Annotated in this window: 26 protein-coding genes and 1 pseudogene; 9 read left to right on the top strand and 18 right to left on the bottom strand. The window is 68.6% G+C overall.

The genetic code is table 11. The annotated features are described in order from the left end of the window. Window positions 1–51 precede the first annotated feature (51 nt). Window positions 52–627, bottom strand: a complete 576-nt coding sequence (locus AB5J87_RS39455; RefSeq protein WP_369384148.1) for an RNA polymerase sigma factor — start codon at window positions 625–627, stop codon at window positions 52–54. Then, window positions 624–863, bottom strand: coding sequence for a hypothetical protein (locus AB5J87_RS39450; protein WP_369384147.1), 240 nt, complete (start codon window positions 861–863; stop codon window positions 624–626). The genes AB5J87_RS39455 and AB5J87_RS39450 overlap by 4 nt, the downstream gene beginning before the upstream one ends. A 957-nt stretch (window positions 864–1,820) precedes the next feature. On the opposite strand from AB5J87_RS39450, the gene AB5J87_RS39445 reads away from it, so the two are divergent. The 5 genes from AB5J87_RS39445 to AB5J87_RS39425 all read left to right on the top strand — a co-directional run bounded on the left by AB5J87_RS39445 (window position 1,821) and on the right by AB5J87_RS39425 (window position 4,018). Beyond that, window positions 1,821–2,018: a hypothetical protein gene (locus AB5J87_RS39445; RefSeq protein WP_369384146.1), complete on the top strand. Its 198-nt coding sequence runs from the start codon at window positions 1,821–1,823 to the stop codon at window positions 2,016–2,018. Beyond that, entirely contained in the window at window positions 2,011–2,616 is a 606-nt protein-coding gene (locus AB5J87_RS39440; protein WP_369384145.1) for a sigma-70 family RNA polymerase sigma factor, read from the top strand. The genes AB5J87_RS39445 and AB5J87_RS39440 overlap by 8 nt, the downstream gene beginning before the upstream one ends. 7 nt (window positions 2,617–2,623) lie before the next feature. Continuing rightward, on the top strand, window positions 2,624–3,334 hold the full coding sequence (locus tag AB5J87_RS39435) for a hypothetical protein (RefSeq protein ID WP_369384144.1): 711 nt from the start codon (window positions 2,624–2,626) through the stop codon (window positions 3,332–3,334). Window positions 3,335–3,515: 181 nt separating this feature from the next. Next, window positions 3,516–3,776 (top strand): type II toxin-antitoxin system Phd/YefM family antitoxin, encoded by a 261-nt coding sequence (locus AB5J87_RS39430; RefSeq protein ID WP_369384143.1) that lies wholly within the window; start codon window positions 3,516–3,518, stop codon window positions 3,774–3,776. Next, window positions 3,773–4,018, top strand: coding sequence for a type II toxin-antitoxin system RelE/ParE family toxin (locus AB5J87_RS39425; protein WP_369384142.1), 246 nt, complete (start codon window positions 3,773–3,775; stop codon window positions 4,016–4,018). The genes AB5J87_RS39430 and AB5J87_RS39425 overlap by 4 nt, the downstream gene beginning before the upstream one ends. Window positions 4,019–4,099: 81 nt before the next feature. Here the strand turns inward: AB5J87_RS39425 and AB5J87_RS39420 are convergent, their stop codons facing one another. After that, window positions 4,100–4,534 carry a hypothetical protein gene (locus tag AB5J87_RS39420; protein WP_369384141.1) on the bottom strand — a complete coding sequence of 145 codons (435 nt, stop codon included), beginning with the start codon at window positions 4,532–4,534 and terminating at the stop codon, window positions 4,100–4,102. A gap of 207 nt (window positions 4,535–4,741) precedes the next feature. On the opposite strand from AB5J87_RS39420, the gene AB5J87_RS39415 reads away from it, so the two are divergent. Beyond that, on the top strand, window positions 4,742–5,608 hold the full coding sequence (locus tag AB5J87_RS39415) for a transposase family protein (protein WP_369384197.1): 867 nt from the start codon (window positions 4,742–4,744) through the stop codon (window positions 5,606–5,608). Window positions 5,609–5,777: 169 nt separating this feature from the next. On the opposite strand, the gene AB5J87_RS39410 is transcribed toward AB5J87_RS39415, so the two are convergent. From AB5J87_RS39410 to AB5J87_RS39385, 6 genes are all read right to left on the bottom strand, one after another. Continuing rightward, window positions 5,778–6,557 (bottom strand): ABC transporter permease, encoded by a 780-nt coding sequence (locus AB5J87_RS39410; RefSeq protein ID WP_369384140.1) that lies wholly within the window; start codon window positions 6,555–6,557, stop codon window positions 5,778–5,780. Beyond that, complete coding sequence (locus tag AB5J87_RS39405) at window positions 6,554–7,264, bottom strand: ABC transporter ATP-binding protein (protein ID WP_369384139.1); 711 nt, start codon at window positions 7,262–7,264, stop codon at window positions 6,554–6,556. Before AB5J87_RS39405 ends, AB5J87_RS39410 begins: the two co-directional genes overlap by 4 nt. A gap of 13 nt (window positions 7,265–7,277) precedes the next feature. Further along, window positions 7,278–8,189, bottom strand: coding sequence for a hypothetical protein (locus tag AB5J87_RS39400; protein WP_369384138.1), 912 nt, complete (start codon window positions 8,187–8,189; stop codon window positions 7,278–7,280). A gap of 769 nt (window positions 8,190–8,958) precedes the next feature. Beyond that, the gene (locus AB5J87_RS39395) at window positions 8,959–9,768 is read right to left on the bottom strand and encodes an SAM-dependent methyltransferase (RefSeq protein ID WP_369384137.1); all 810 of its coding nucleotides are present in this window, start codon (window positions 9,766–9,768) and stop codon (window positions 8,959–8,961) included. 49 nt (window positions 9,769–9,817) lie between these two features. Then, entirely contained in the window at window positions 9,818–9,979 is a 162-nt protein-coding gene (locus AB5J87_RS39390) for a hypothetical protein (RefSeq protein ID WP_369384136.1), read from the bottom strand. Between the two features lie 416 nt (window positions 9,980–10,395). Beyond that, complete coding sequence (locus AB5J87_RS39385) at window positions 10,396–10,749, bottom strand: hypothetical protein (RefSeq protein ID WP_369384135.1); 354 nt, start codon at window positions 10,747–10,749, stop codon at window positions 10,396–10,398. 204 nt (window positions 10,750–10,953) lie between these two features. Between AB5J87_RS39385 and AB5J87_RS39380 the strand changes: the two genes are divergently transcribed. After that, window positions 10,954–11,475 carry a hypothetical protein gene (locus AB5J87_RS39380; RefSeq protein WP_369383114.1) on the top strand — a complete coding sequence of 174 codons (522 nt, stop codon included), beginning with the start codon at window positions 10,954–10,956 and terminating at the stop codon, window positions 11,473–11,475. On the opposite strand, the pseudogene AB5J87_RS39375 reads toward AB5J87_RS39380, so the two are convergent. The 6 genes and pseudogenes from AB5J87_RS39375 to AB5J87_RS39350 all read right to left on the bottom strand — a co-directional run bounded on the left by AB5J87_RS39375 (window position 11,423) and on the right by AB5J87_RS39350 (window position 17,620). Further along, window positions 11,423–12,215: pseudogene (locus tag AB5J87_RS39375) on the bottom strand (IS5 family transposase). The gene AB5J87_RS39380 and the pseudogene AB5J87_RS39375 sit on opposite strands and share 53 nt — an antisense overlap. A 495-nt stretch (window positions 12,216–12,710) precedes the next feature. After that, a complete protein-coding gene (locus tag AB5J87_RS39370) occupies window positions 12,711–13,724 on the bottom strand; it encodes an NAD(P)H-dependent glycerol-3-phosphate dehydrogenase (RefSeq protein ID WP_369384134.1) in 1,014 nt (337 codons plus the stop codon). 35 nt (window positions 13,725–13,759) lie between these two features. Continuing rightward, window positions 13,760–14,533 carry a class I SAM-dependent methyltransferase gene (locus AB5J87_RS39365; protein ID WP_369384133.1) on the bottom strand — a complete coding sequence of 258 codons (774 nt, stop codon included), beginning with the start codon at window positions 14,531–14,533 and terminating at the stop codon, window positions 13,760–13,762. Beyond that, window positions 14,530–15,672, bottom strand: a complete 1,143-nt coding sequence (locus tag AB5J87_RS39360; RefSeq protein WP_369384132.1) for a YcaO-like family protein — start codon at window positions 15,670–15,672, stop codon at window positions 14,530–14,532. The genes AB5J87_RS39365 and AB5J87_RS39360 overlap by 4 nt, the downstream gene beginning before the upstream one ends. Beyond that, complete coding sequence (locus tag AB5J87_RS39355) at window positions 15,669–16,928, bottom strand: TfuA-like protein (RefSeq protein ID WP_369384131.1); 1,260 nt, start codon at window positions 16,926–16,928, stop codon at window positions 15,669–15,671. The genes AB5J87_RS39360 and AB5J87_RS39355 overlap by 4 nt, the downstream gene beginning before the upstream one ends. A 77-nt stretch (window positions 16,929–17,005) precedes the next feature. Beyond that, the gene (locus AB5J87_RS39350; protein ID WP_369384130.1) at window positions 17,006–17,620 is read right to left on the bottom strand and encodes a DUF6415 family natural product biosynthesis protein; all 615 of its coding nucleotides are present in this window, start codon (window positions 17,618–17,620) and stop codon (window positions 17,006–17,008) included. A 173-nt stretch (window positions 17,621–17,793) separates the two neighbouring features. Between AB5J87_RS39350 and AB5J87_RS39345 the strand changes: the two genes are divergently transcribed. Together AB5J87_RS39345 and AB5J87_RS39340 are read left to right on the top strand one after the other, a co-directional pair. Continuing rightward, on the top strand, window positions 17,794–19,035 hold the full coding sequence (locus AB5J87_RS39345; protein WP_369384129.1) for a hypothetical protein: 1,242 nt from the start codon (window positions 17,794–17,796) through the stop codon (window positions 19,033–19,035). Window positions 19,036–19,049: 14 nt separating this feature from the next. Then, window positions 19,050–19,601 carry a GNAT family N-acetyltransferase gene (locus AB5J87_RS39340; protein WP_369384128.1) on the top strand — a complete coding sequence of 184 codons (552 nt, stop codon included), beginning with the start codon at window positions 19,050–19,052 and terminating at the stop codon, window positions 19,599–19,601. A 373-nt stretch (window positions 19,602–19,974) separates the two neighbouring features. On the opposite strand, the gene AB5J87_RS39335 is transcribed toward AB5J87_RS39340, so the two are convergent. The 3 genes from AB5J87_RS39335 to AB5J87_RS39325 all read right to left on the bottom strand — a co-directional run bounded on the left by AB5J87_RS39335 (window position 19,975) and on the right by AB5J87_RS39325 (window position 22,120). Beyond that, on the bottom strand, window positions 19,975–20,241 hold the full coding sequence (locus AB5J87_RS39335; RefSeq protein WP_369384127.1) for a hypothetical protein: 267 nt from the start codon (window positions 20,239–20,241) through the stop codon (window positions 19,975–19,977). A 134-nt stretch (window positions 20,242–20,375) separates the two neighbouring features. Continuing rightward, window positions 20,376–20,918: a GNAT family N-acetyltransferase gene (locus AB5J87_RS39330; RefSeq protein WP_369384125.1), complete on the bottom strand. Its 543-nt coding sequence runs from the start codon at window positions 20,916–20,918 to the stop codon at window positions 20,376–20,378. Further along, window positions 20,903–22,120 carry a hypothetical protein gene (locus tag AB5J87_RS39325; protein WP_369384124.1) on the bottom strand — a complete coding sequence of 406 codons (1,218 nt, stop codon included), beginning with the start codon at window positions 22,118–22,120 and terminating at the stop codon, window positions 20,903–20,905. The genes AB5J87_RS39330 and AB5J87_RS39325 overlap by 16 nt, the downstream gene beginning before the upstream one ends. Window positions 22,121–22,249 lie beyond the last annotated feature (129 nt).

Below are 22,249 nucleotides of genomic sequence, written 5' to 3'. Positions count from 1 at the left end.
GCGCGTCGCGCAGGGCCGCTGCCACCACCTTCAGCACCCGCATCATGTCGCTCACTGGTCCGATTCCTCTCCAGGGGCCCAGTCCACCCCGAGTGTGTGAGACAACTTCCGGCGCGCCCCGCGGATGTGGGACCGGACCGTTGCGGGCGAGATGCCCATCATCCGCGCGGCGGTCTCGGTCGAGCAGCCCTCCAGGAAGACCAGGAGCACCACGTCGTAGTGCCGCTCCGGAAGCTGCGCGATCGCCGCGTACAGGCCGAGCTTGGACTCCAGCAGCTCCAGGCGGGTGCGCGAGGTGCGGCGCAGGGCGGCGAACCAGGCGGTCTCCACCATCGCCACCGGCCGGTCCAGTACAGCCCGTCGGCGCTCGACCGCCTCGCGCAGTGCGGCCCAGGCGAATGCCTCCGTGCTGGGCTCGCGCAGGGCGTGGTCCCAGACCTTCAGCAAGAACGTGAACACGTCCTCGACGACCTCTATCGCCTCCGCGTCACTGCCCAGCTGCAGATGGACGTAGCGCAGGTAGGTGCGATGGTGGTGGGCGTGGAACGCGACGTAGTCCACCGGCAGCACTCCGGCCAGCTCACCGCTGACCGCCTGCTCACTCAGCCAGTCATCGCCCTCGCTCACGAGGCCCCCCACCCTGCCTCCGCACCGGCATCCGCCTGGGCAAGGGGCACCTCGGGGCGAGGGCGGCGGGAGTCCGGCCCGGACCGGTGGCGGCCGGTCAGCTCGGCTGCCCCCACCCGCACTCCCGCCCCCAGCAGGCGCCTCCAGCAGCGACCCACGTCCGGGGCGAAGACCCGGCCCGCCGTCACCACCACCAGCACCCACATGGTCTTCTCGACGACATTCACGTCGGCCAAGGTCCTTCCGCTCAACGCAACAACCGGACAGCCTGCCCGCCCCCCTACGGCAGCCGGAGAACCGAACGGCCCTCACTGCCCAGCCAAGCGAAATCCCACCCCCCTCGTGCACGCCGCCCACCGCCCAATTCACGGAACGGTGGCATCCGGATACGAACACGCCCCCTCACACCCGCGCACGCCCCAGCGCGCAGACACCTTTCATAAGGCCACCCGGCGGCATCGGCCCGAAGGCAATACCCTCACCCTCCATGGGCGTTGAAGCGGCATCCCTCGGGCGGACCGGGTTCCCTCTCAGGACGGACAGGCCATCACCGAGCACCCTGCGCCCATGGACGAGATCATCGCCACCGTCAGTGCGAGCCTGACCGGCCGCGGCTGGAGCGGCCGCGTAACTGAGTCCGCCGGGCGGCTCATCGTCACCGACCCCGCCACCGGCGAAGACTGCGAAGCCGACAGCATCAAAGAGGCCCTCTGGGCCTCACCCCACCACGAAGTACGGTTCGGTCCTCGCCCCCGGCGACGTCCTCGGAAACGGCGCCCCGTGCATGAACCGAAGGCGGCGTCACGATCGGCTGCCGGGAAGCCGTGTGCGCCCGGCACCTGCAGCCTCTCCAGAGTGTGACGTCCATCACGCTGGAAGTGGAGGGAGACATACCGCTCTTTGCGCAAACGGTAGTTGATTGCGCACCTAAAGACATGATGCACAGGTCGGCGCCACATGTTGAACGCAACCCCCAAGCCGTGTACGCCCTTTTGAGGGCAGAGTGAACCCGTGAGCGAACCTCTCGTAACTGACCAGTAACTTTGTGTCGAAGATTTGTTGCCGTTCACCTCAACGATCCGCAGGTCCGGCCCGCTTTGCTGTTCCGCAAGAGCAATGTCGCTCAGGCGCCGGGCGGGGATGCCCAGGGGGCTGGTGCCGCACACGAACGCGAACAAAGGACGACAACCACCGTGAAGTCAGACGTTGTCAGCCTCGTGCTGGCCATGGCCGCCGCCGCGCGCGCGTACGCGCCGGATGCGTGGTGCCTGCTGCGGCGCCTGTTGGGCGCCGGCGTCCGGATCGGAGCCTCAACCCTCGTCAGCCAGCACCCCCGCCCTGCGGTGCGCCACGACGCCCCCCTGCGGGCCGAAGGAGCTGACAGTGAGTGAGAGCTCGTCACCGGAGCCGAGCGAGCGGGCGATGACGGAACTGATCAACGCCATGCCGCTGCCTTTTCGCGCCTTCCACACCGACTACCACCGCCCCTACTACGAATACGCCCGCATCCAGCTCGGCAACGAACGCGACGCGAGTGAACTCGTCCACGGCACCTTCCTCTACCTGGCGATCAACTGGCAGCACTGCACAGAGCAGCCCGACTTCCACTCCTACTCCTGGGCACTGCACAAGGAACGCGTCGCCACCGAGCTGATGATGCAGGGACGGCCGGCCGCGGGCCCCCAGACGATGGTGTTCGAACGAGCCATCAAGGCAGCCACTCATGTCGTCATAGAGAACTTCCGTGCCCAATTCCACGCTCAACTCGACGAACTCGAGCACACCATCGGTCTCTATGCGGCTATGGCCCGCCTGCCCGAGCGCCAGTTTGATGTGATGGTCCTCAACTACGCACTCGGCTTCACCACCAAGCGCACCGCGCAGACCATGGGCATCACTCCCGAGACAGTGCGCACCCTGCGCTGCAGTGCCAAGCGGCGGCTCGCGGCGGAACTCGGCTTCGACATGAAAGACGACGATGACCAGTGAGGACACCATGCCAACCCAGCCGCCCGGCAGCATCGACCACGCCCTCACCCGCACCCGGGTCTTCCAGGGCGACTACACACCCGCCCACCTGGAAGCCTCCCGCGCCCGCCTGGCCCGCGACCTCACCGAGCTCACCTGGATGGGCCTGCTGATGGCCGACCAGGGCCGCGGAGCGCGCCGCCGGACCCCCACCGCGCTGCATGAACAGGCCGCACACCGGCTGTGGGAACTGTCGCAGAACGTCATCACCGACTCCGAGGCCGCCTGCCGCCTCGCCCGCTTCCACGCCGACCGCGACCCCGGGGGCGCCCTCACCTTCGCCTGCCTGCTCGACCTCGCCGACCGGGAGGAAGGCGCACAGTTCTGGTGGCTGTTCGCCGCGGGCGCGGGCAATCCGACCAGCGCGCTGTGTCTGTACTTCCTCCACCTGCGCCGCGGAGAGCTGCGGGACGCCGACTTCTGGGCGTCCCAGCTGGCCGTCCTCGACCGCGAGGTGGGCCAGTACACCCCCGTCGGTCACAGCGCCATCACCCCCGGCGCCCCTGGCGCGGGCATCACCATGCGCTTCGAAGCCCCCGGCGACGACACCTACGTCCCCGACGACGCCGTCAAAAACGCCGTCCGGTACCTGGCTGTCGAAGGCGACGACGAACTCGGCAACATTCCCCAGCCCAGTGCCGCTCTCGCCCACCGGCTCGAAGACCTTCTCACCCGCTGACTGCCCTACCGGCCGGTCTCCATCCGGCCACCGGCAGCTCCGCCCCGCTTCGGCCGGGTAGAAGAGGAGCGGAGCTGCCAGGTTCTTCACACCGCGCCCAGGACACCAATGCATGTCGGATTGTTCCCGTCTGTCCTGCGGAAGCGAGCGGGATAGTGCACACTTCCGTACACTGGTGTGCATGACGGAGAGCACGTACTCGATCGTGGAAGCCCGCGCCCGCCTGGGCGCCATCGCACGCGAGGTCAGCGCCACCCGCGAACCGGTCGCCATCACCGACCACGGGCAGACCGTCGCGATACTGGTCAGCCCCGCCGACGCCCTGGAACTGCAGGAACTGCGTGCGCTGGCCGCCTACCGGGCGCGCCAGGCGAGGGGCGAGAACGCCGGCGTCCCGCACGACGAGGCGTACCGGCGTGTGTTCGGCGGAGCTGAGGCGTGACCTACGAGGTCATCTGGGAACCCGAGGCGCTCGCCCAGGCCGCACGCTTCGCCAAGGACGACCCCGACGGGGTGCGCCAGGTGTTCACCGCCGTCGACCACCTCGCCGAGGAACCACGGCCCAAAGGCGCGTTCGGCAGTGCCGACGTGCTGCGCATCCATGTCGGGGCCTACCGCGTGATGTACGAGATCAGCGACCAGCAGGTCCGCGTCAGCGTCATCCACCTCGGCCGCCTGCGCTGACACCACAGGGTGGGCCTCACCCCCGGCGACCGGCGTGCATCCAAGGATCCACCGGAGCTGGGACAGTCCGCCGTGCGGTCGCTACCCGGTGCTCTCCCGCCGGCAGTAGATGCAGTAGCCCTCCTGCGGATGGGGGCCGGCCAGTCGTTCCAGCTGCTCCCAGGCAGTGGTGCGGGGGGTGGTGGCGAGGAGCGATTCCAGTGTGGTGATGAGCCGTTCGTTCCTGCTGGGTGCCAGGCCGACCAGGTGCACGGCGATGCCGGGGTGCCAGACGGTGTGCTCGATGACGGCCGCGAGCCGGTCGGCCTCGCCGCATTCGGGCAGGATCACCAGATGGTCGCGGCCGGTGGTCACCAGCACGACGGCCGGCGCCGGGCCGGAGGAGCCGCCGGTCTTGACCGTGCGCAGCACGACCGCCTCCAGGTACGCCCCCGTCGCGGGGCCCGGGGCCGGCACGCTGCGCGGGATGTGGACGGCGAGCAGGGAGGCGGGCCCCGCCGCGGTGCCGCTGGGCAAGGAGGGCGACTAGCTGATCGAACCTGCCGTCGCCCAGTGTGCCTTCTCCCCGGTCAGGGCCACTCTGATCGAAGCCTGCGACGAGCCCGAGATGGTCGACGCCGTGTACTTACGAGTTGGTGCGTGATAGCGGGTGGGCATGCTCTCGTGGTGAGGGACACGGTTGATCGGGCAGTGCTGGCGCATCCGTTGTTCACGGGTGTCTCGATGGCGCATCTGTCGTCGCTGGTGGCGGAGTTGGCCAGGCCGTGGGTGGCTGGGGTGGAGGGTCGCCGGTATCAGGCGAGGGGCGGGGAGAGGAAGCGGGCTCTGGGGGCTGGTGCCCGCTACCGGCTGGTTTTCGTGGACCGTCTGGTGGCCACGCTGATCCACTTGCGTCACGATCTGCCGCATTCTGTTCTGGCCCTGCTGTACGGTGTGGACCGATCCACCGTCACCCGTGCGGTCGGTGAGGTACGCCGGCTGCTGGCAGAACGGGGCTTCGCGGTCCCTGAGCGGCCTGGCGTGCGGCTTCGCACGCTGGAGGACGTCTTCGCCTACGCCCAGGCCGAAGACGTCCGGCTGCGGCTGGATGCCACCGAGGTCCAGGTCCGCCGCCCCGCCGCGGGCCGCAGCGGCCGGCGTGCATTTGTGTCGGGCAAGAAGAAGCAGAACACGATGAAAGCTACCGTCATCGCCGACCACCACGGCCGCACACTGTGGGCCGACACACTCAGGCCAGGGCGGATGCATGACACGACCGCCGCCCGCGCGGCAGGTATCAGCGGGTGCTTCGACCACTTCGGGCTGGTCCAGGTCCTCCTTGATGACGGCTACCTCGGCCTGGGCCGTGACCACCCCGGCCAGGCCCTCACCCCGCCGCGCAAACTACGACCGGGAGCCATAGCGCCCTTCGTCGAACACCGAGAACGCCAGCGACATGACCACTCCTCACAGCGGATCACCGTCGAACACGCCCTCGCCGACTACAAACGCTGGAAACAACTCATCCGCTGGACCCACCCCCGCGACCGCCTCCCCGACACCTACCGAGCCATCGCCGGCCTCGTCTCCGACCGCACCGCCACAACCTGAACCACACCCCCGAGCAGCCCAACACACCCCACCCGCTATCACGCACCAACTCGTTAGCCAGTGATCGTTTGCCCACCCCCACCGGGTCCTTGAAGTCTGCCGCCGACTCGCGGAGCGTTGGCCCCCCTTGGGTATCCCCTCCGATGTTGTCGCCTCGTCGTTAGCGCGCTTATCGCTCTGACGTCAGGGGATCCGCGCGACGGAGCAGAGAGAGAGCGCCTGCGGACGTCAGGAGCGCCCAGATCGCCGACCAGAGGAGCCCATCGAGCGAGCCGGACCACACATCGCGCAGCCAGTCGACCTGGTAAGTGAGAGGGTCGACACGGGCGATGATCTTCAAGTATTCGGGGGCCGACTTCAACGGATAGAAGAGTGGCGCCGCGAGAATCACTGGAAGCGTGATGACGGACACGATGAGGTTACGCGTCGCGTACGAATGCACTCGCGTGGCGACCGCCGCGCCGACTGCTGTCCAGCCAACGCTTGCCAGCACGCCCGTTGCTAGGGCGCTGGCCAGCCGTCCACCGGACGTGCCGACAAGACCACCGAGTGGCACGGCAATCACGAGGATGAGAGCAAGTTGAACGAGGAACATGCCGGTCAGGACAATAAGGATGCTGGCCAGATAGCCAGCCACGCCACCGCCATACATGCGGTAGAAGGCGAAGACACCCCACTTGCGATCGTTGGCGACGTCTGACATGGCCGCAGTCGACGACCGGAAGGCGAGCATGGCGATCATCCCGGGGATCACGAAGGACAGGTAGTCCTCAGGGTGTCGACCGTCGGCCGATGCGAGTGCCCCGCCAATGCCGACAGCGAGGAACACGAAGTAGGTGACGGGCTCGATGATGCGTCCATAGTAGACCTGCCGCCAGTTCCACATGGAGGCCGTATGGAAACGTGCAGCGACGAGTACCCGGTCAAGACTGACGCGAGTGGAAGTCATGAGCCGTCCAGGTCTGCCGTCAGGAGTTGATATCCGTCCCAAAGGTCGGTGGATCCCGGGACGGGTTCCAGGAAAGCGGCGGTGGGTGCGTCGGCAACTACACGACCACCGTGCAGGGCAATGACACGTGTGCAGTGGTCGGCGAACCGCGACGTCTCATGCGTACTGACCAGCGCCGCACCAGAGTTCAGCGCGCTCTCGCGCAAGTAGGTGAAGACACGAGCGATGGCGTCGGGGTCCAGCCCGGTGGTCGGTTCGTCCAGGAGCATGAGGCGAGGACGACCGGCTATGGCTCGGGCTATCTGGCAGCGCCTCAGCTCGCCTCCGGACAGGGTCTCTGCCTGGTTGTCCAACTTTTTCTGCAGCGCGACCACTTCACAGATTTCGACCACTTCTTGCCGGACATTGCGCCGAGAACCCTTGCGGAGCGCCAGGCCCAATTCCACGTTCTGGCGCACCGTCAGAGACCAGTCGATGATTTCGCGCTGCGGGCACCAGCCGAAATCGTGCCGGGGTACCGAAAGTCGTACGGCACCCTGGTCGGGACGCTTCAGCCCGGCGACGATGTCGAACAGAGTGGATTTGCCTGCCCCATTGTGCCCGATCAGGGCGACCACCTCCCCTGCATCGAGAGAGAATGACACGTCTTGCAGGGCCGGGGTGGTGCTCTTAGGGTAGGTTTTGGCGATACGTTCCAGGGTCAGCATGTCGCCTCCGCCATCAGCGCCCCTCCAGTGAGTCGAGGATTTGCTGAGCCGTCTCGCTCGGAGTGGCTTCGGGGGCCACGGTCACGATGCGCGTACGAGGTGGGAGCCGACTGCGTATGTCTGCAGGGTCAACGCCGGAGAACCACCGAGAGGTATCCGTTTCCTGCCAGGAGGCGTGGCCGGTCGGAGCCTCCTGGCGGACCAGCCGGACCACGTGCTGCACCTTCGCCCGGTCAAGGTTGGGTCGTCCAAGAACATCCTCAGGACGGGCAAGGAGCACGAGTCCGGTGTCAGGGGAAACTGTTTCCTGATGGTTGATGCTGGTGATCTTCGCGAGGTGCTGGCGCCTGGAAGCACGGCGGAAGCCGATGGGGCTGTCGTGCCGCAGAAAGTACCCGGTGTTCACGTTCAGTACGGCCAGGCTGTCGCTAATCAGGCGGGCTCCCCGATCGCACAACTCTAGGGCTGCCGAGGTCTTGCCGACATAGTTGTCTCCGGTCAGGAGAAGCCCGCTGCTGTCGGGCAGGCGCAGGCATGTGCCGGCTGCTACAGCGAGGGTGTTCCACAGGCTCGAATACCGGAAGGGTGGGAGGGGGGAAGGAATGCTCGACCATGTGGTGAAGGTATGGTCTGCCACCCGTTGCCACTGGGAGTCGGTGCGCTGGTCAATCTGAATGCGCTTGGCCAGCCCGTCCTTGCGGAGCAGGCTCGTGAAGAATCCGCGGCTGGGCCATTCCGTGCAGTCCAGACTCACCTGAACATCGGTCTCCTTGAGGGAGACTGGAGCGATGCGCTGACCGCCGAAGTAGAAGAGCGCTGCATCGATGTCCGCCTGTGTGATACTCAGGCGGGTTACCGTCCCATAGAAGTCGAAGTAGAGGCTGTGGCCGGAGCTATCGGGGCTTGGGCTGCCGTATTGCGTCATGTCCTGTCCTCGGCAAGGGCCGCAGACAAGTCTGCGGCAGCGCGGTGTGTGTGCAGATAGGGGTCCATGGTGATGGACCACTCCGAGTCGGACTGTCGGGTGAACGCATAGCGCGCCGAGGGGGCGAGCCGGGCCGTCCAGGTCCACGCAGTCCTTGCCGGGGCGCGTCGACTAGGCAGTAGGTTTGGATGAACGGCCCAGGTTGTACCCGTCGGGGTGTGGAAGCTGGGCGTGCGGCGTATGTGCGCGGCCAGCCACGGGTGGATCTTCAGTGTGCGTTCCCGGATGCCGATGGGACGGCTGTACGTCAGTGTCGTGTCACGGGCCTCGATAAGCGCCGTGTCGTCGCAGACGAACCCCCACCCTCGGTTAAGGAGTTCCAAGAGGAGGGCAGATTTACCCGAGCGTGACGGTCCGTGCAAGAGAATAGATTTGCCAGGGGTATCAGGCGGGGTGGCGGCGCTAGCGTGAACCGTGCGAATGTATCTATTCAGTGGCCATAACGCAAACGGGGGGAATGGCGTCGGGCGCTGCGGATAGTTTCTATACTCGTCGTATATTTCCCAAGGCCCGTTATGGCATCTTACGTGGACGCGCTTGAGTGAACCCGCACGTTCACCGATGAAGCTGTGAGATTCCGAGGTGAGCGCCACGGTGAGTAGTGGTGCCCGATCTGATGCGGGAACCAGATAGTCCTGGAAGTAATACGAGATATGGGAGATATCATAGCTGCTCTGAAGCAGCAGCATGACGTCTATTCCCCAGAAATTCAGGCGGGTCGAGGATAGAGTATCGAGTTCCGTCGGGAACGTGTCCACTCTTCACTCCCTCCGATATAGAGGCTCATACCGCTGTGGCTACTGGAGGCGAGGGTGTCGATCTCACCCACGGTCGTATGTGCGATCTGGGGCGCCATGTCCGCTCGCCAGGCCGACAAAACTGCGGCCACGGGCCGGTCCGTGGGATAGAGGTCACGGAGACGTCGGGTGAGCGGGGCGAGCCGACCGTAGAGGTTGTCCCGCTGCCTCAGTCGGCCCACGCCAAAGGACCCGAACTGAGACAGCACGACAGGGAACCTGATGTCTGGTTGGATCTGATACCTAAAGAAGACATTTGCCTCGTAGGACTGCACCGCACGGTCAAACCTGGCTCCCAGGTCGATCAGCAGTGAATCCAGGAAAGAGGTGGCTGGGATTGCCTTGACCGTGATGCCGTACTCAGCTGCTGCTTGTTCAATCCACCATCCGGAGTCGACAAGGAACAGCGGGTGACCGTAGGTGAGAAAACACGCATACCCCTTACCCCGAGCGTCCACCCCGGCGAGAAGTGCCTGCGTGGCCATCTCTTGGTATGCCTGCCGTGGATCAGAGCCCGTTCCGTAGACCTGCTCAAGATCGACGACGTCCCCCGCGGAGAGGCGCCGAAGATCAGCGTCAAATGCCGTCAGGTGCAGCACTTTCTGCGCGCTCTTCAGCAGGTTGTCAACTTCTACACTCCTGCGATCAAATCCCCCGATGCCCAGACCGACCAGATAAAGGTCGGCCTGAGCATCGGGGACGCGCAGGTCTTCACGCTTCATGCGCACCCGATGACCCTCTAAATACTCTCTTGGGATTCTCTTGATGAACTTAGGAAACGATGTTCGGCGTCGGGTCTTCGGCAGCCTGCATGTGGCCACCGCTTGCCTTGACGGTTTCCTCGATGGTGGGGATGTACGCCGGAACGGTGTCCACCCGGTCCGCCTCCTCGGGAGCGGAGGGTGCGATCGGAGCGGTAGCTGTCGTGGCCATCTTGTGACTCCTCGGTAGTGATTGAATGCCGTCCGGAGGGCTACCTGAATCAATATATTCAGATGAGCCCGGCATGATCAACAGGGATAGGCGTATTCAACGTGGACTTAATGTTTCGGAAACTTCACGGCAAGGGTGGATTGCCCTGCTGCGATCAGCGGGCAGCCGCCTTCTTCGCGCAAGTCGTGTTACTGCGTGGCGAGTTGGTATGCTTCTTGTGCGCGAGAAGTGGGTCGAGGCGCTGGATCGCTCCGGCGGGATGGCGGGGCCTCTATTGCTTCGGTCAAGAGGCAAAAGGGAGCGGTTGATGGAAGCCCCATCGCGGAGGATCGCGAAGAGCACGTCGGCTCGGCGTCGGGCGAGGCAGAGGGAGTTGGCGTGCGCCCGGTCCCCGGCAGACAGCTGGTAGGCCTCCGTCAGCGGACCGAAGTGCCCATCAGGGCGGTCCCAGAAGTCGTAGGGCCCGGCAAGTTGAGCCAGCAGGCGCGCGAGCCCGGCCGGGACCACGGCTCCGGGCGGCCCGAGCGGTCCCGGTGCGCAGCTGTGAGGTCCTCGGTGAACGTCACGTCTCTCACGTGGTGCCGGGCCTCGGTCTTCCCGTGGCCACGGATCAGTTGGGCGAGCCGGGCGGCGGTGGCCTGTTCGGCGGTCAGGCCGGTGACGGCGTAGACAGACTTGTCTTTTCGGGCCTTGCCACCGGGGTGGGGCGCCATGTTCTCGCGCACCATCCAGTAGTGCGCGGCTGCGGCAGGGTACCTACGGTCGTTCACCTCCCCAAAGCGCCCAACGTGCTTTTCGCTGGCCCGCGACAGGACGCAACTGGATGAGGGAACCGCTCCGGGTTCGATAGAGATCTCAGAAGCCGTATCTCAACCGAACATCATCGCTTGATTTCCGCTGGTCAGGCATGGTCTAGCTCGGAATGAGGGAGGCATGCGGCGTCTTGTTTCGGCTCCGTGATCGGGGGGTGCGCGATGGCGTCGGTGCTGGGAATTCTGGAGGAGCGGGAGACAGCAGCCCGGGTGCGAGTGGAGGGTCTGCGGGAGGAAGTTACGCGGCTGGCTGGGGTGTTGGAGGCCGCGGAGATCGAGCTGGACCGACGGGTGATCGCGCGGGAGGAGCTGGTCGAGGCCCTGGCAGCCTCGGCTGCCGAGACCACCGCCGTGACCGCGGCGAAGGCGGAAACCGCGCCCTCGCCGGTGCCGGGTTCGATCGTGCCGCCTTGGCGCGAAGGACTGCCGGTGACGGTGCTGGCGCCGGACTATCAGCGGATTCTGGGCGTGCTCGACGAGCGGCAGCCTGCGGGCCAGGGGCCGCTGAAGGCCAGGGAGATCACGGCTCGGCTGGGCTTGGAGACAACGTCGGCGAAGGTCGAGGGGGTGCGCTCGAAGGCCCGGCGCCTGGCCGAGCGCGGGTGGCTCCTCATGGAGGAGTCGGGGGCATTCAGTGCCGGGCGGCGGCCCGTGGCCGTGCCAGACGCCGGCTCATCCGCGTGACCATCGACCACCGGATCATCGCCTCGCTACTGGTACAACGTCTCGTAGTCCCGGCCCAGCCGGCGCGAATGCATTAGCCACGCGAACGTGCGCTCTGCCACCCAGCGCCTGGGCAGCACCACGAACCCTGTCATGTCGTCGGTGCGTTTGACGATCTCCAAGGTCAGCGCGAGTCTGTCCCGGCACCAGTCGACGAGGGAGCCGGTGTAGCCGCCGTCGGCCCAGACGAGGGTGATGTCGCGGTGCAGACGGCGCAGCTGCTGCAGCAGGCCCGTAGCGGCGTCGCGGTCACCGATGTTCGCGGCGGTGACACAGACGACCAGGAGCAGACCGAGTGTGTCGGTCACGATGTGCCGCTTTCGCCCGGGCACTTTCTTCCCGCCGTCGTAGCCGCGTGAGGCGGCCGGCACCGATGGGGCGGCCCGCACCGACTGCGCGTCGATGATTCCCGCCGTGGGCTCGGCCTCACGGCCCTCGTGCTCACGGACCTTCCCTCGCAGCCGGTCGTGGAACTCAGCGATCAGCCCCTGCTCGCGCCAGCGGCGGAAGAAGGCGTAAACCCGGCCCCAGCCGGGGAAGTCCGCGGGCATCGCCCGCCACGAGATCCCGCCCGCGACCAGGTAGCGGACCGCGTCCAGCAGTTGGCGGTGGCAGTAGCCCTCGGGGCGTCCGCCCCTGCCCCTCAGCCAGGGCGGCACCGGCAGCAACGGCCGGATGGCCGCCCACTCCGCGTCCGTCATGTCCGACGGATATCGGCGTTCCCGGTCGGGATGGTCGGCCGCATTGCCGTACACGTGCGCGAGGCAATCACACGATCGTGCAGCCGAGTTGAACTGGACGGGCTCCAACGCGTACAACAACGACATCAGGGCCTCCCGGCACTGCTCGGTCAGATTCGCATCCCCGAGCTACCGAGAGGCCCTGTCTTCATGCGCGCACAACGGGAAGATCACCCCAGCGGGAAACCTGTTCGACCCGCACGTTCCATGATCGGTTGAGATACAGCTTCTAAGGACCGGGGCGGACAATCCCGTCCGGCCCTCCCCTACCGCCAAACCTTGCGAGAGGACCGCTGCTGGTGGCGGCCCCCGTATTCACGGCCGACCCGAACTCGGGCCTCACCGGTGGTGAATCCGGCTGGACCGCCCGGACACCGCCTTGGGCCGACACGCGAGGGACCCAGATGTACAGCTCCGACCCGACGAACGGAGGGTCGTCTATCCCAGGACGGGTCTTTATCGTGCTGTCGCCGTGTACTGCTCGGGTTTCGGGGTGCGGGACATGAGCAGTTCGGCGGCCTGCCGGGCGGTCAGCTGGGCGTCGAGGACGCCTACGACGACCTCGGTGATGGGCATCTCCACGTGGTGGCGGCGGGCCAGGGACAGCAGGGCTGCGGCGGATTTCACGCCCTCTGCGGTCTGCGAGGTGGCGGTGGTGGCCTGGGCCACGGTCATGCCCTGGCCGAGGTGGGTGCCGAAGGTGCGGTTGCGGGATAGCGGGGAGGCGCAGGTGGCGACGAGGTCGCCGACGCCGGCGAGGCCGGCGAAGGTGAGGGGGTCGGCGCCGAGGAGGGTGCCGAGGCGGGCGGTTTCGGCCAGGCCGCGGGTCATGAGGAGGGCGGTGGCGTTGTCGCCGAGTCCCAGTCCGCTGGCCAGGCCGGTGGCGAGGGCGATGACGTTCTTGACCGCGCCGCCGAGTTCGCAGCCGATGACGTCGGTGTTGGTGTAGGGGCGGAAGTACGGGGTGAGGGACGCGGCCTGGAGGGTGTGGGCGAGGTCGTTGTTGGTGCTGGCGATGACGGAGGCGGCGGGCTGCTTCGCGGCGATCTCCCGGGCCAGGTTCGGGCCGGAGAGCACGGCGATCCGCTCGGAAGGGAGTGCGGCTGCCTCCTGGATGACTTCGCTCATCCGCATGCCGGTGTCGGTCTCGATGCCCTTCATCAGGCTGACCACCGCGGTGCGCTCATCGAGGTGCGGGGCCCAGATGGCGAGGTTGGCGCGCAGGGACTGCGCGGGGACGGAGATGACGGCCGCGTCGGCGCCGGCCAGGGCCTGGGCGGGATCGGTGGTGGCGCGCAGGGTGTGGGGCAGGCAGATGCCGGGGAGGTAGGCGGGGTTCTCGTGCCGCATGTTGATCGCCTCGGCGATCTCGGGCCGTCGGGCGTGGATGAGCACGTCGTTGCCGGCGTCGGCGAGGACGGCCGCGTACGTGGTGCCCCACGATCCGGCGGACAGCACCGCGAACCTCATGGTGGATTCTTCCTTCCTGAAGGGATTGCTGGAGCTTAGCGGCCCTCGTGCCGGGGGCGGCGCAGGGTGAGGACCAGGGCGCGACGGTCGGACAGGCGGGGCAGCATCCGGTGGGCCTCGGCGAGCATGCGGCTGGCCTGTTCGTCCCCGAGTACGCGGTGCAGCGCTGTCTCGTGGGAGATCCAGAGCTGGTAGAGGCGGCCCCATGCGGCGGGTTCGTCGGGTCGTTCGTCCAGGTGTTCCAGCTCGAATCCGGCTTCGTGTAGGGGCTGTTCGAGAGCTGCGGTGGGGGTGTCGTGGCGTACGGCTCGGGTGAGGACGGCCCGTCCTTGGGGGTGCAGGACGCGGTGGAGCTCGCGCAGGGCTGCGGTGCGGTCCGGGGCGAAGGAGAGGGCGTCCACGCAGACGATGCCGTGCACGTGCTGGTCGGGGAAGGGCAGGCGGGACATCGGGGCGGTGTAGAAGGCGGCGTGGCCCGGGGGCAGGAGGAAGCGGGCGCGGCGGGCGGCGAGGTGGGTGGCGACGGGTGAGATGTCGATGCCGATCAGTTGGGATGCCAGGGTGCGGGCGAGCCACAGGCCGATGCCGCCGGCTCCGCACCCGGCATCGAGCAGGAGCTGGCCGCGGCGTAGGTCGAGCCGTTGGGCCAGGGTGGTCAGCAGGGCGCGGTCGCAGGAGCTGTGGGTGGCGAGTCCGGCCGGGTAGGCGTCGCCCAGGGCCTGGGCTTGCAGGCGGGAGATGAGGCGGGTCTGGGAGCGGGCGAGGTGGAAGGCGTCGAATCCTTCGCGGAGTTGCTGTTCGGCGGTCACCGGGGTACCGCCCTGGTGATCCGGGAGCGGGTGCCGGGGCAGACCACTTTCACCGCGGCGATCGGCGCAGCGGGGTCGGAGAGGTCGGCGACGAGCGGCTGGTGGCCGGTGGTCTTCTCTACTCGCCGGGCCACTGCCGTGACCTGAGCGGCGAAGCCGCCTTGTGGCGGTGGCGCGTCGTGCATCACGGTGTTCCATGCATGCCGGGGGCCGGGGGTGGGCGCGGGTCTGGGCTGGGGGGCGGCGGTGAAGACTTCTTCCTGGGAGGGAAGGTCGTCGCGGGTCCCGGCGATGCAGGTGAGCCTGGACTGCATCGCTTCGCTGAGCGCGCGGGACAGGGCGATGGATGCGGTGGTGTGGCAGCCGGAACCGGCGAACCAGAGCGGGAAGTCCTCGCTCCACAGGAACGCCAAGCAGACCGGAAGGCCATAGGCGCCGTCGATGGTGCTGATCTCCACCTCCATGCCTGCCTGGTGCAGGGAGTCGAGGAGCCGTCGGCAGTGGTGATCGTCGACGGTGGCGGGGTGGATGAGCAGACGGCCGGCCGCTTGGCCTGGATCACTGTCGGCGAGGACGTCGCGCTCGATCACCTCGAACAGTGCGTGCAGGATTGCCTCGTCGCGGGTGTTGCCGCAGGCGAGGCCGGTGCTGGTGGTGTGCCACAGGTCCGGCTCCCATACGCGGCGTGCGGCGCTGCGGTGGATGAGACCGGCGGGCAGCAGGTGCGCCTGGCCGGTCAGCAGGCCGGTGCAGGTCACCCAGTCGACCTCTACCCGGGCCAGTTCCGGGTGCTGGTGGTGGAGCGGGAGGGCGCCCAGCGGGTAGGGCAGGTCGAGATGGGCTGCCGGGGCCCTGGTGGCGATGCGCGGGGGCTGTTCGGCGTGCCACAGCTCGATGCTCTCCATGACGGCGGAGATCTTCGCCAGCAGGTCGGTGGCGCCCTTGCCCTGGGTGGCCGCGAGGGTCTGCGCGGCCGGCCGGATCGCTGTCCACACCGGCCATCCCAGGCAGTCGAGTCCGGTCAGCCGGGCGACCCGGGTGATCCCGAAGTTGGCCAGCAGCGGTGACAGTGCGTTCCAGGTGTCCTGGGGGGTGCGGGCCCGCACGGTGCCCTCCAGGCTGAGGATGTGCGTGTTCACCGGGCCGCCGGGGCGTGGAGGCGGTTCTGGTCCCGCAGGAGTCCGGTCATGAACATCTTCAGTTCGTCCAGCGGTTGTTGGGTGGTGCGGTAGCCGCAGGCGGCCGCGTGTGCGGGCATGCCGGCCGGGCTGGTGTTCCACAGGCGCAGCAGGGTGTGGCGGGCGGCCTCGGTGCTGATCGCTTCGCAGCAGTGGCCCGTATCGGTGCGGGCGCTCTGGTTGGCGTCGAGGTAGCGGGTGAGCGCGGCCCGGTCGGCGGGGGTCTCCCGCGCCAGCAGCAGGGCCTTGGTCGCCGGGTCAGTGAGGTCGGGCTCCGGCCGGAAGGCGAGGTGGGCCGGCAGGGTGGCGGCGTGCGGGGCGATCCGGTGCAGGCGGCTGGCCAGCGCCATGGCGTCGCCTGCGCATCCGGGGCCGGGGTGGCGGGAGAGGTGTTCGAGCCAGGCAAGCCACACGGCGGGGTAGGCGGCGTCGAACAGCCGCTGGTAGGAGAGCCGCAGGCCGAGCGGCACGGCGCCCTCGGCCGTGGGGGGCGCGGTGAAGAGGCGGGCCCAGCGGCGGGAGTAGGCGGTACTCCAGCAGCCGGCCGTGGGGGCCGGGGACGCCTGGCGCGGTGGTGCGGTGCGCGCGGTGCTGACCGCCTCGATGGCATCGGCGCGCTTCACGTCGCCGAAGTGCTCGTCGGCGGCGAGGCGGGCCATCAGCCACCGCTCGAAGGCCCCGCTCCCGATCCGCCGGCAGGCGGCGCGGACGGCACCGGTGGTGCGCTGCGCGTAGTAGACGGCAGCCCATTCCCGCAGCAGCTCGGACGCCTGGTGTTGCTCCAGGATGTGCTCGGCGACGGCGTGTCGCAGGACCTCGCGCAGGTTGACCAGCGGCCAGGTGAGCCGTGTGTAGTGCCCGGCAGGGTCCTGGCCGACAGCGACCTCGTCATCGCCGTCGATCTCGCCGTGGGCGTAGGCGTGGTAGACGCGGCCGATGCCGGTCATGCCGTACGGGGCGAGCTCGGCCGCCCGCAGCGCCCCGATGGACGCGGCGCCACAGACGCGGACTCCCCGGGCCAGGGCGGCGAGGATCTCTTTGTGCCGCAGTGCGGGCGCCTGGTGGTAGGCGCCGTCGAGCAGTACGACGACGTCGCCGGGTGCGATCGACGGGTCGAAGAGGTCGCCGTGCCGCGCCGGGGGATGGACCCTCACCTGCGGGGTGCACAGCACCGGCTCGGCGCTGCCGAGCGTGGGGCCGGTATAGACGTGAATCACCCAATGCTCCTTGCCGACGGGAGCGGTGCCGGGACCGAGTCCCGGCACCGCCTTCCAAGGGGTCAGATCGGGCAGGGTCAGGGGCCTTCGTCCTCGACGTCCTCGATACGCACGACGCCCGACGGCGCGAGCATCGAGTCGGCACCGTCCGGTGCCACGATGACGGGGCCCGCCTCCAGGGCGTGTTCGGACTTGGACTGTTCCATCACGGTCTCCTCTCGGTGAGCGCGGACCGGCTGTCCGCGCCCGTAGGGGTGGGGCGTGTCGTCCCGTTGCCAAGACGGCAGCGGGGGCAGTGCGCGCGCCGGCGTGTCCTTGCCCGGGCCGCTGGCCCCCGAGGGCTGTGCCGGAATCGGGTCCGTGGCATAGCGCAGGAGGTGCTGCACGCTCTTGGCGAGCAGCCGCAGCGTGGCCGCCGGATCCCCGCCCGAGGTCGCCAGGCTGCGGGCATGGCGGACCGTGCCCGCAGCCACGTCCCGCTCGCGGGACGCGGCCATGCGCCGCACCCGGCTCTCGGCCGGGACGGCCAGCACGGTGATGTAGCCGCGCAGCCGCTGACGGACCCGTCTCGCGGCCTCACCGGCGGGGGCGTGCACCGCCAGCGCCATGGCGATCTCGATGTCGCGGGACATGCACTCCCGTGCCACAGCCTTGTCCTGGCGGGCCTTGGTGTCGGCGAGCGTGTGAGCCACAGCTGTCTCCCGGCGGCGGGGAATTCCTCGTTACCCCAGACAACCCCCGCACGACCAGGTGAGGTCAGGCGAGAAAGCGGGCACCTCACGCACGAGGACCGGAGAGTTTTGCCCACGCACCGCGCGCGGCGCCGCTAGCGTCCCTTGCACGGCCCGCACCTTGAGGGGAAGCGATGGACCCAGTGCCCAACCGCCAGCTGGCAGAGCTGATGCGCGAGCTCGACTTCACGCAGGCCACACTGGCCGAAGCGGTGAACGAGGCCTTGGCCGAGCTGTTCGGGCCTGACTGCCCCCGCCGCTGCAGCGACCGCACCGTGCGGTACTGGCTCAGCGGCACAGTCCGCTGGCCCTGGGTTCAGTACCTTCTCGCGCTGGAACACCTCTTCGGCCGCCCCGCCCCGGCGATCGGATTCGTCCCCAGGGGAAAGGCCAGTGCGAACCTGCCCCCACCGCCGCGACGGCCGCCCCTCGCACCGAAGGAGGCTGAGGTCCAGGTGTTACGCCGCCAGTTCATGACCGCGTCCACCACCGCGACACTCGCCCTGGCCCTGGGCATCGACGAAACCCCCCACCGCGGCCGCCTGTCGATGAGCGACGTGGAACGCGTGCGCCGGCAGACCGCCCGGCTCGACGCGCACTTCTTCGCCATCGGCGGGGGCCCGCTTCTGGCCGCCGCCACCGCCTTCATCGACCGGCTCACCACCGCTTTGGACACCTGCCGCTACGGCGACCGCGTCGAACAGGCCCTGCACAGCGCGATCTGCAGCCTGTACGCCTCCGCCGGCTGGGCCGCCCACGACAGCGGCAACACCGCCACCGCCGCCCGGCTCCACGCAGCCTCCCTGCACAGCGCACTGCAGGCCGCCGACCCCAGTGCCGTCGCCCGCGCCTGGTCCAATCTCGCCCTCCAGGCCCGCATCGAGGGCCGCCACCGCGAGGCGGTCCGCCTCACCCGCACGGCCCTGGACCACCGCCAGGTCCAAAAGGACCCGCACCTGGCCGCGCTGCTGCACTCCCGTCTCGCCATCGGCCAGGCCACCACCGCCGACCGCACCGGCGCCGCCCGCTCCCTGCTCGCCGCCGAAAGAGCCTACGACCGCGCCACCAGCCCTCCCCCCTCCTGGCTCGCGTTCCTCAACGAAGCCGAGGTCAGCGGACTCGCCGCCATCGCCCACACCGCGCTCGGCCACTACGCCCAGGCCGAAGCCTCCACCGTGCAGGCCCTGCACCTGCTGCCCGGCCCGATGCGCCGCCAGCGCGCCCTCTACCGCGTCCAGCTCGCCGAACTCCAGCTGGCCCAGCACCACCACGAGCAGGCCGCCGCCACCCTCGCCGCCCTCGACACCGCCAGCCTCGACAGCCGCCGCATCACCACCCGCCTCACCGCCGTCCAGCACGCCCTCGCCACCACCTAGCAGGAGCCCCCGCCGTGTCCCTCGACATCCGGCACTACGACCACCACCAAGCCGCCGGGCTGCGCCCGCTCCTGATCGACCTCTACGCCGAGATCTACCAACAAGCCGCCGAAACGGATCCGTTCGCCACCGTCGACCGCTTCGCCCAGGGCCTCGACGGCTGGTCCTCACGCCCGGGCTGGACCTGCACCGTCGGCTACGACCACGCCTACGACATGCAGCCCGTCGGCTACGCCTACGGCGCCCCGCTGCCCGAGAACGCCCGCTGGTGGGGCGGCCTCCTCACCCCCGTCGACCCCGCCGTCACCGAAGAGAGCGGACAGCGCACCTACGCACTCAGCGAGCTGATGGTCCGCCCGCCCTGGCGGAAAACCGGCGCCGCCAGACAGCTCCACGACGCCCTGCTCACCCACCGCCCCGAAGAACGCGCCACCCTCCTCGTCGACCAGAACCACCCCAAAGTGCGTGCCCTGTACGAATCATGGGGCTGGACCGTCCTCGGCGACCTCCGCCCCCGCATCGAGAACGCCCCCCTGTTCCACGCCATGCTGCTGCCCCTGCGCTGAACTTGACGTTGAACGTCATTCCGCTGCTCTTCCGTTCAGTCAGAGTTCGGCGGCTGCGTGTCATCGTTGGCCAGTTTCGTGGACCACGGCCGTCACCCTGCGGGGCTGTTCGCGCCACCGTTCACCGTTCTGGTCGACCGATGGCTCCCCGCCACGTGAGTCCGATCCGGGCCGTGCAGTGGGCGACAGCCAGGCAGGGGGCGCTTCCGGGCTGCGGTTGCAGCACGCCTCACCCGGTGACGGACAGCCGTGACGGTGGATCATGGCGTGGGCAGAGCGCCGTGCTGTTCTTGGCGGGGCTGCGGGGTGCGGGCCGGCGAGCCGACCGTCCAAGGAAGCGGGCCTGACCTGGGGGGCCGCCCTCACCTTGATGCTATATCTCGTTGTAGCCGCGGGCGGCGTCGTAGATGTCTGCCTCGATGACGACCACCCAGAAAGCCGTCACGACGTAGTGCACCATGACACCGTCGTCCCAGGCCGAGCGGGTCACTGTGTCAGTGGTGTAGGCGAGGTGGGTTTCGGGGCCTTCGGGGTTGGCCGCGATCCGGTCGATCAGCCGTATCAGGTTCTGCCGGTCTGCCGCGGGCAGGTAGTCGCGGAACCGGACCACTTGCTCGGTGAATTGCACACGCTTCTTCATCGCAGCCAAACCTAGGTGCGCCGTGCGGATGCGCGCTGGGAATATTGCGCGCGGCGCCACCCGCCGCCGCCCCGGACCGGCCGGTCCCCACCCCAGTCATGTGCGGTCTTCTGCCCTGCCGGCGGGCGGGTTCGTCATGCTGTGAGGTCCAGCAGCATCACCGCGTAGAGCGGGGAGTCGGGGAAGGGCTGCTGCTCGCCGACCTTCCGGTATCCCCACGCCTCGTACATGGCCTGCAGGCGGGGCCGTTTGGTGTCGACGGTGAGCACGGCCAGGGCCTCGGGCCTGCCGTGGAGGAGTGCGGTGTGCAGGCGTTCACCGAGTCGCTTCTTGCGCCAGGCGGGCCGCAGCATCAGCTCGGACACCGAGAACGTCGTCGGGTCGGCCGGGGAGGGGTCGAGGTATTCGCGCCACCATTCCCGGCCCGGCTCGCAGGGGGCGCCGTAGGTGAAGCCGACCGGCGTGCCGTGGTCATAGGCGATGACGCAGGAGAATCCGGCCCGGGCGCCCCAGTGGTCGACGAACCACGGGAAGCGCTGCACGAACTCCTCGTGCATCCGGTCGGCGTAGGCGTCGGTGTGGACGTCGAGGAGGGTCTGGCGGATGGTGGCGAGGTCGGCGTGCTGGTAGTGGCGCAATTCGATGGTGTGCGCGGTGGTGGTCAAGAAGGGCTCCATTGGGATCGGTAGCGGTCGCCCCACTCCCGCGCGATCTGGGCGGAGGGTGCGAGGGTGAGCAGTTCGCGGTAGTAGTCGCCGAGCAGCACGCGCAGGCGGCCGGGCAGGGGGCTGCCGGACATGAGGGTGAAGACCCCCTCAGTCGTCGTGCAGGCTTGTTCGACGTCGCCTTGGTGGAGCTGGGCGGTGGCGAGGTCCATGGTGGTCATCGCGCGGTTGCGGCGGTAGGCGGCGGGGAGCGCGGCCAGCGCCCGGTGGGCGGCTGCCTCGGCGTTGGCGGGGTCGGCGAGCTGGTTGCGGATGAGGCCGGTCAGGGCGTGCAGTTCCGCAGGCCCGTAGAAGGCGATCCAGCCGGGCCGGGGTTGTGGCTGGGCGCGTGTGAGGGCGTCTTCGGCGTGGCCGAGTGAGCGGAGGGCGGCTTGCCGGTCGCCATGCTGGGCGTGTCCGATGGCGGTGCGGGCGTGTGCGAGGGACGCGAAGAGCGGGTCGCGGCGGGTGATCGCGGTGGCCTGTGCGGCGTGGGCTGCGGCGATGACTTCCCCGGCGTCGCCGCGCTGGTGGGCGAGGATCGCGGTGGAGTTCCATACGCGCATCTGGGCGATGGGGTCCTGTGCCATCCCGGCCAGCCGGAGGGCTTCGTTGAGGTGTGCCTGTGCGCGGCTGTTGTGCCGGGCGTCGATGCAGGACCAGGCGGCGGCCGCGGTGTAGTTGGCGGCCACGCTGAACAGGCGCTGCCGGATGGTCTGGGAGGCCGCCTTCTGCTGCAGCGCGACTGCTTCGGTGGCACCGGCCAGAGCGGAGCGTTCCAGGGCGGCATGCCCGCCCCTGCGCTGGTCGAGGTGGGTGAGTGCGTCCATGCCTTCGCGGAGCCGGATGACGTCGCAGGTGCCGACGGACGGGCGGGCGCCCAGGAGAGGAACTGTGGAGACGGCGGCGGCGGTGGCGATGAAGTTTCGGCGGCGCACGGCGAACCCCAATTGTTGGTCGGTCAGGCCGGTGACGGCCCGCAGTGCGGCGCGCTGCACCGACTGTGGCCTGCGGGTCTCGCCGGACCTCCATTTCATGACGGTCCGTTCCGTGACCTGCCCCTGTCGTCCCGTCAGTTCGCGTACGGCGTCGTTGACGGCGTCGGTGAGTTCGCGGGTCCTGGTCCCGGTGTCGTCCATCCACCGGATCAGCGCGACATTGCGCGTGCGCTCCATGCCCCCACGGTAGAGCTGGGCTGCCGCACCGCGCAGGTAAAGGAACAGTCAATTGGACAGGAGGGGTGCGGCAGGCCCGTGCCTGCTTCGGCATGGCCAACTCGGTCGCACCGGCGGTTACTTACTGCG

This window comes from Streptomyces sp. cg36 (assembly GCF_041080675.1).
GTDB lineage: Bacteria > Actinomycetota > Actinomycetes > Streptomycetales > Streptomycetaceae > Streptomyces.
Note: the sequence above shows the minus strand (reverse complement) of the source record. Positions and strands in the feature narration are given on the sequence as shown.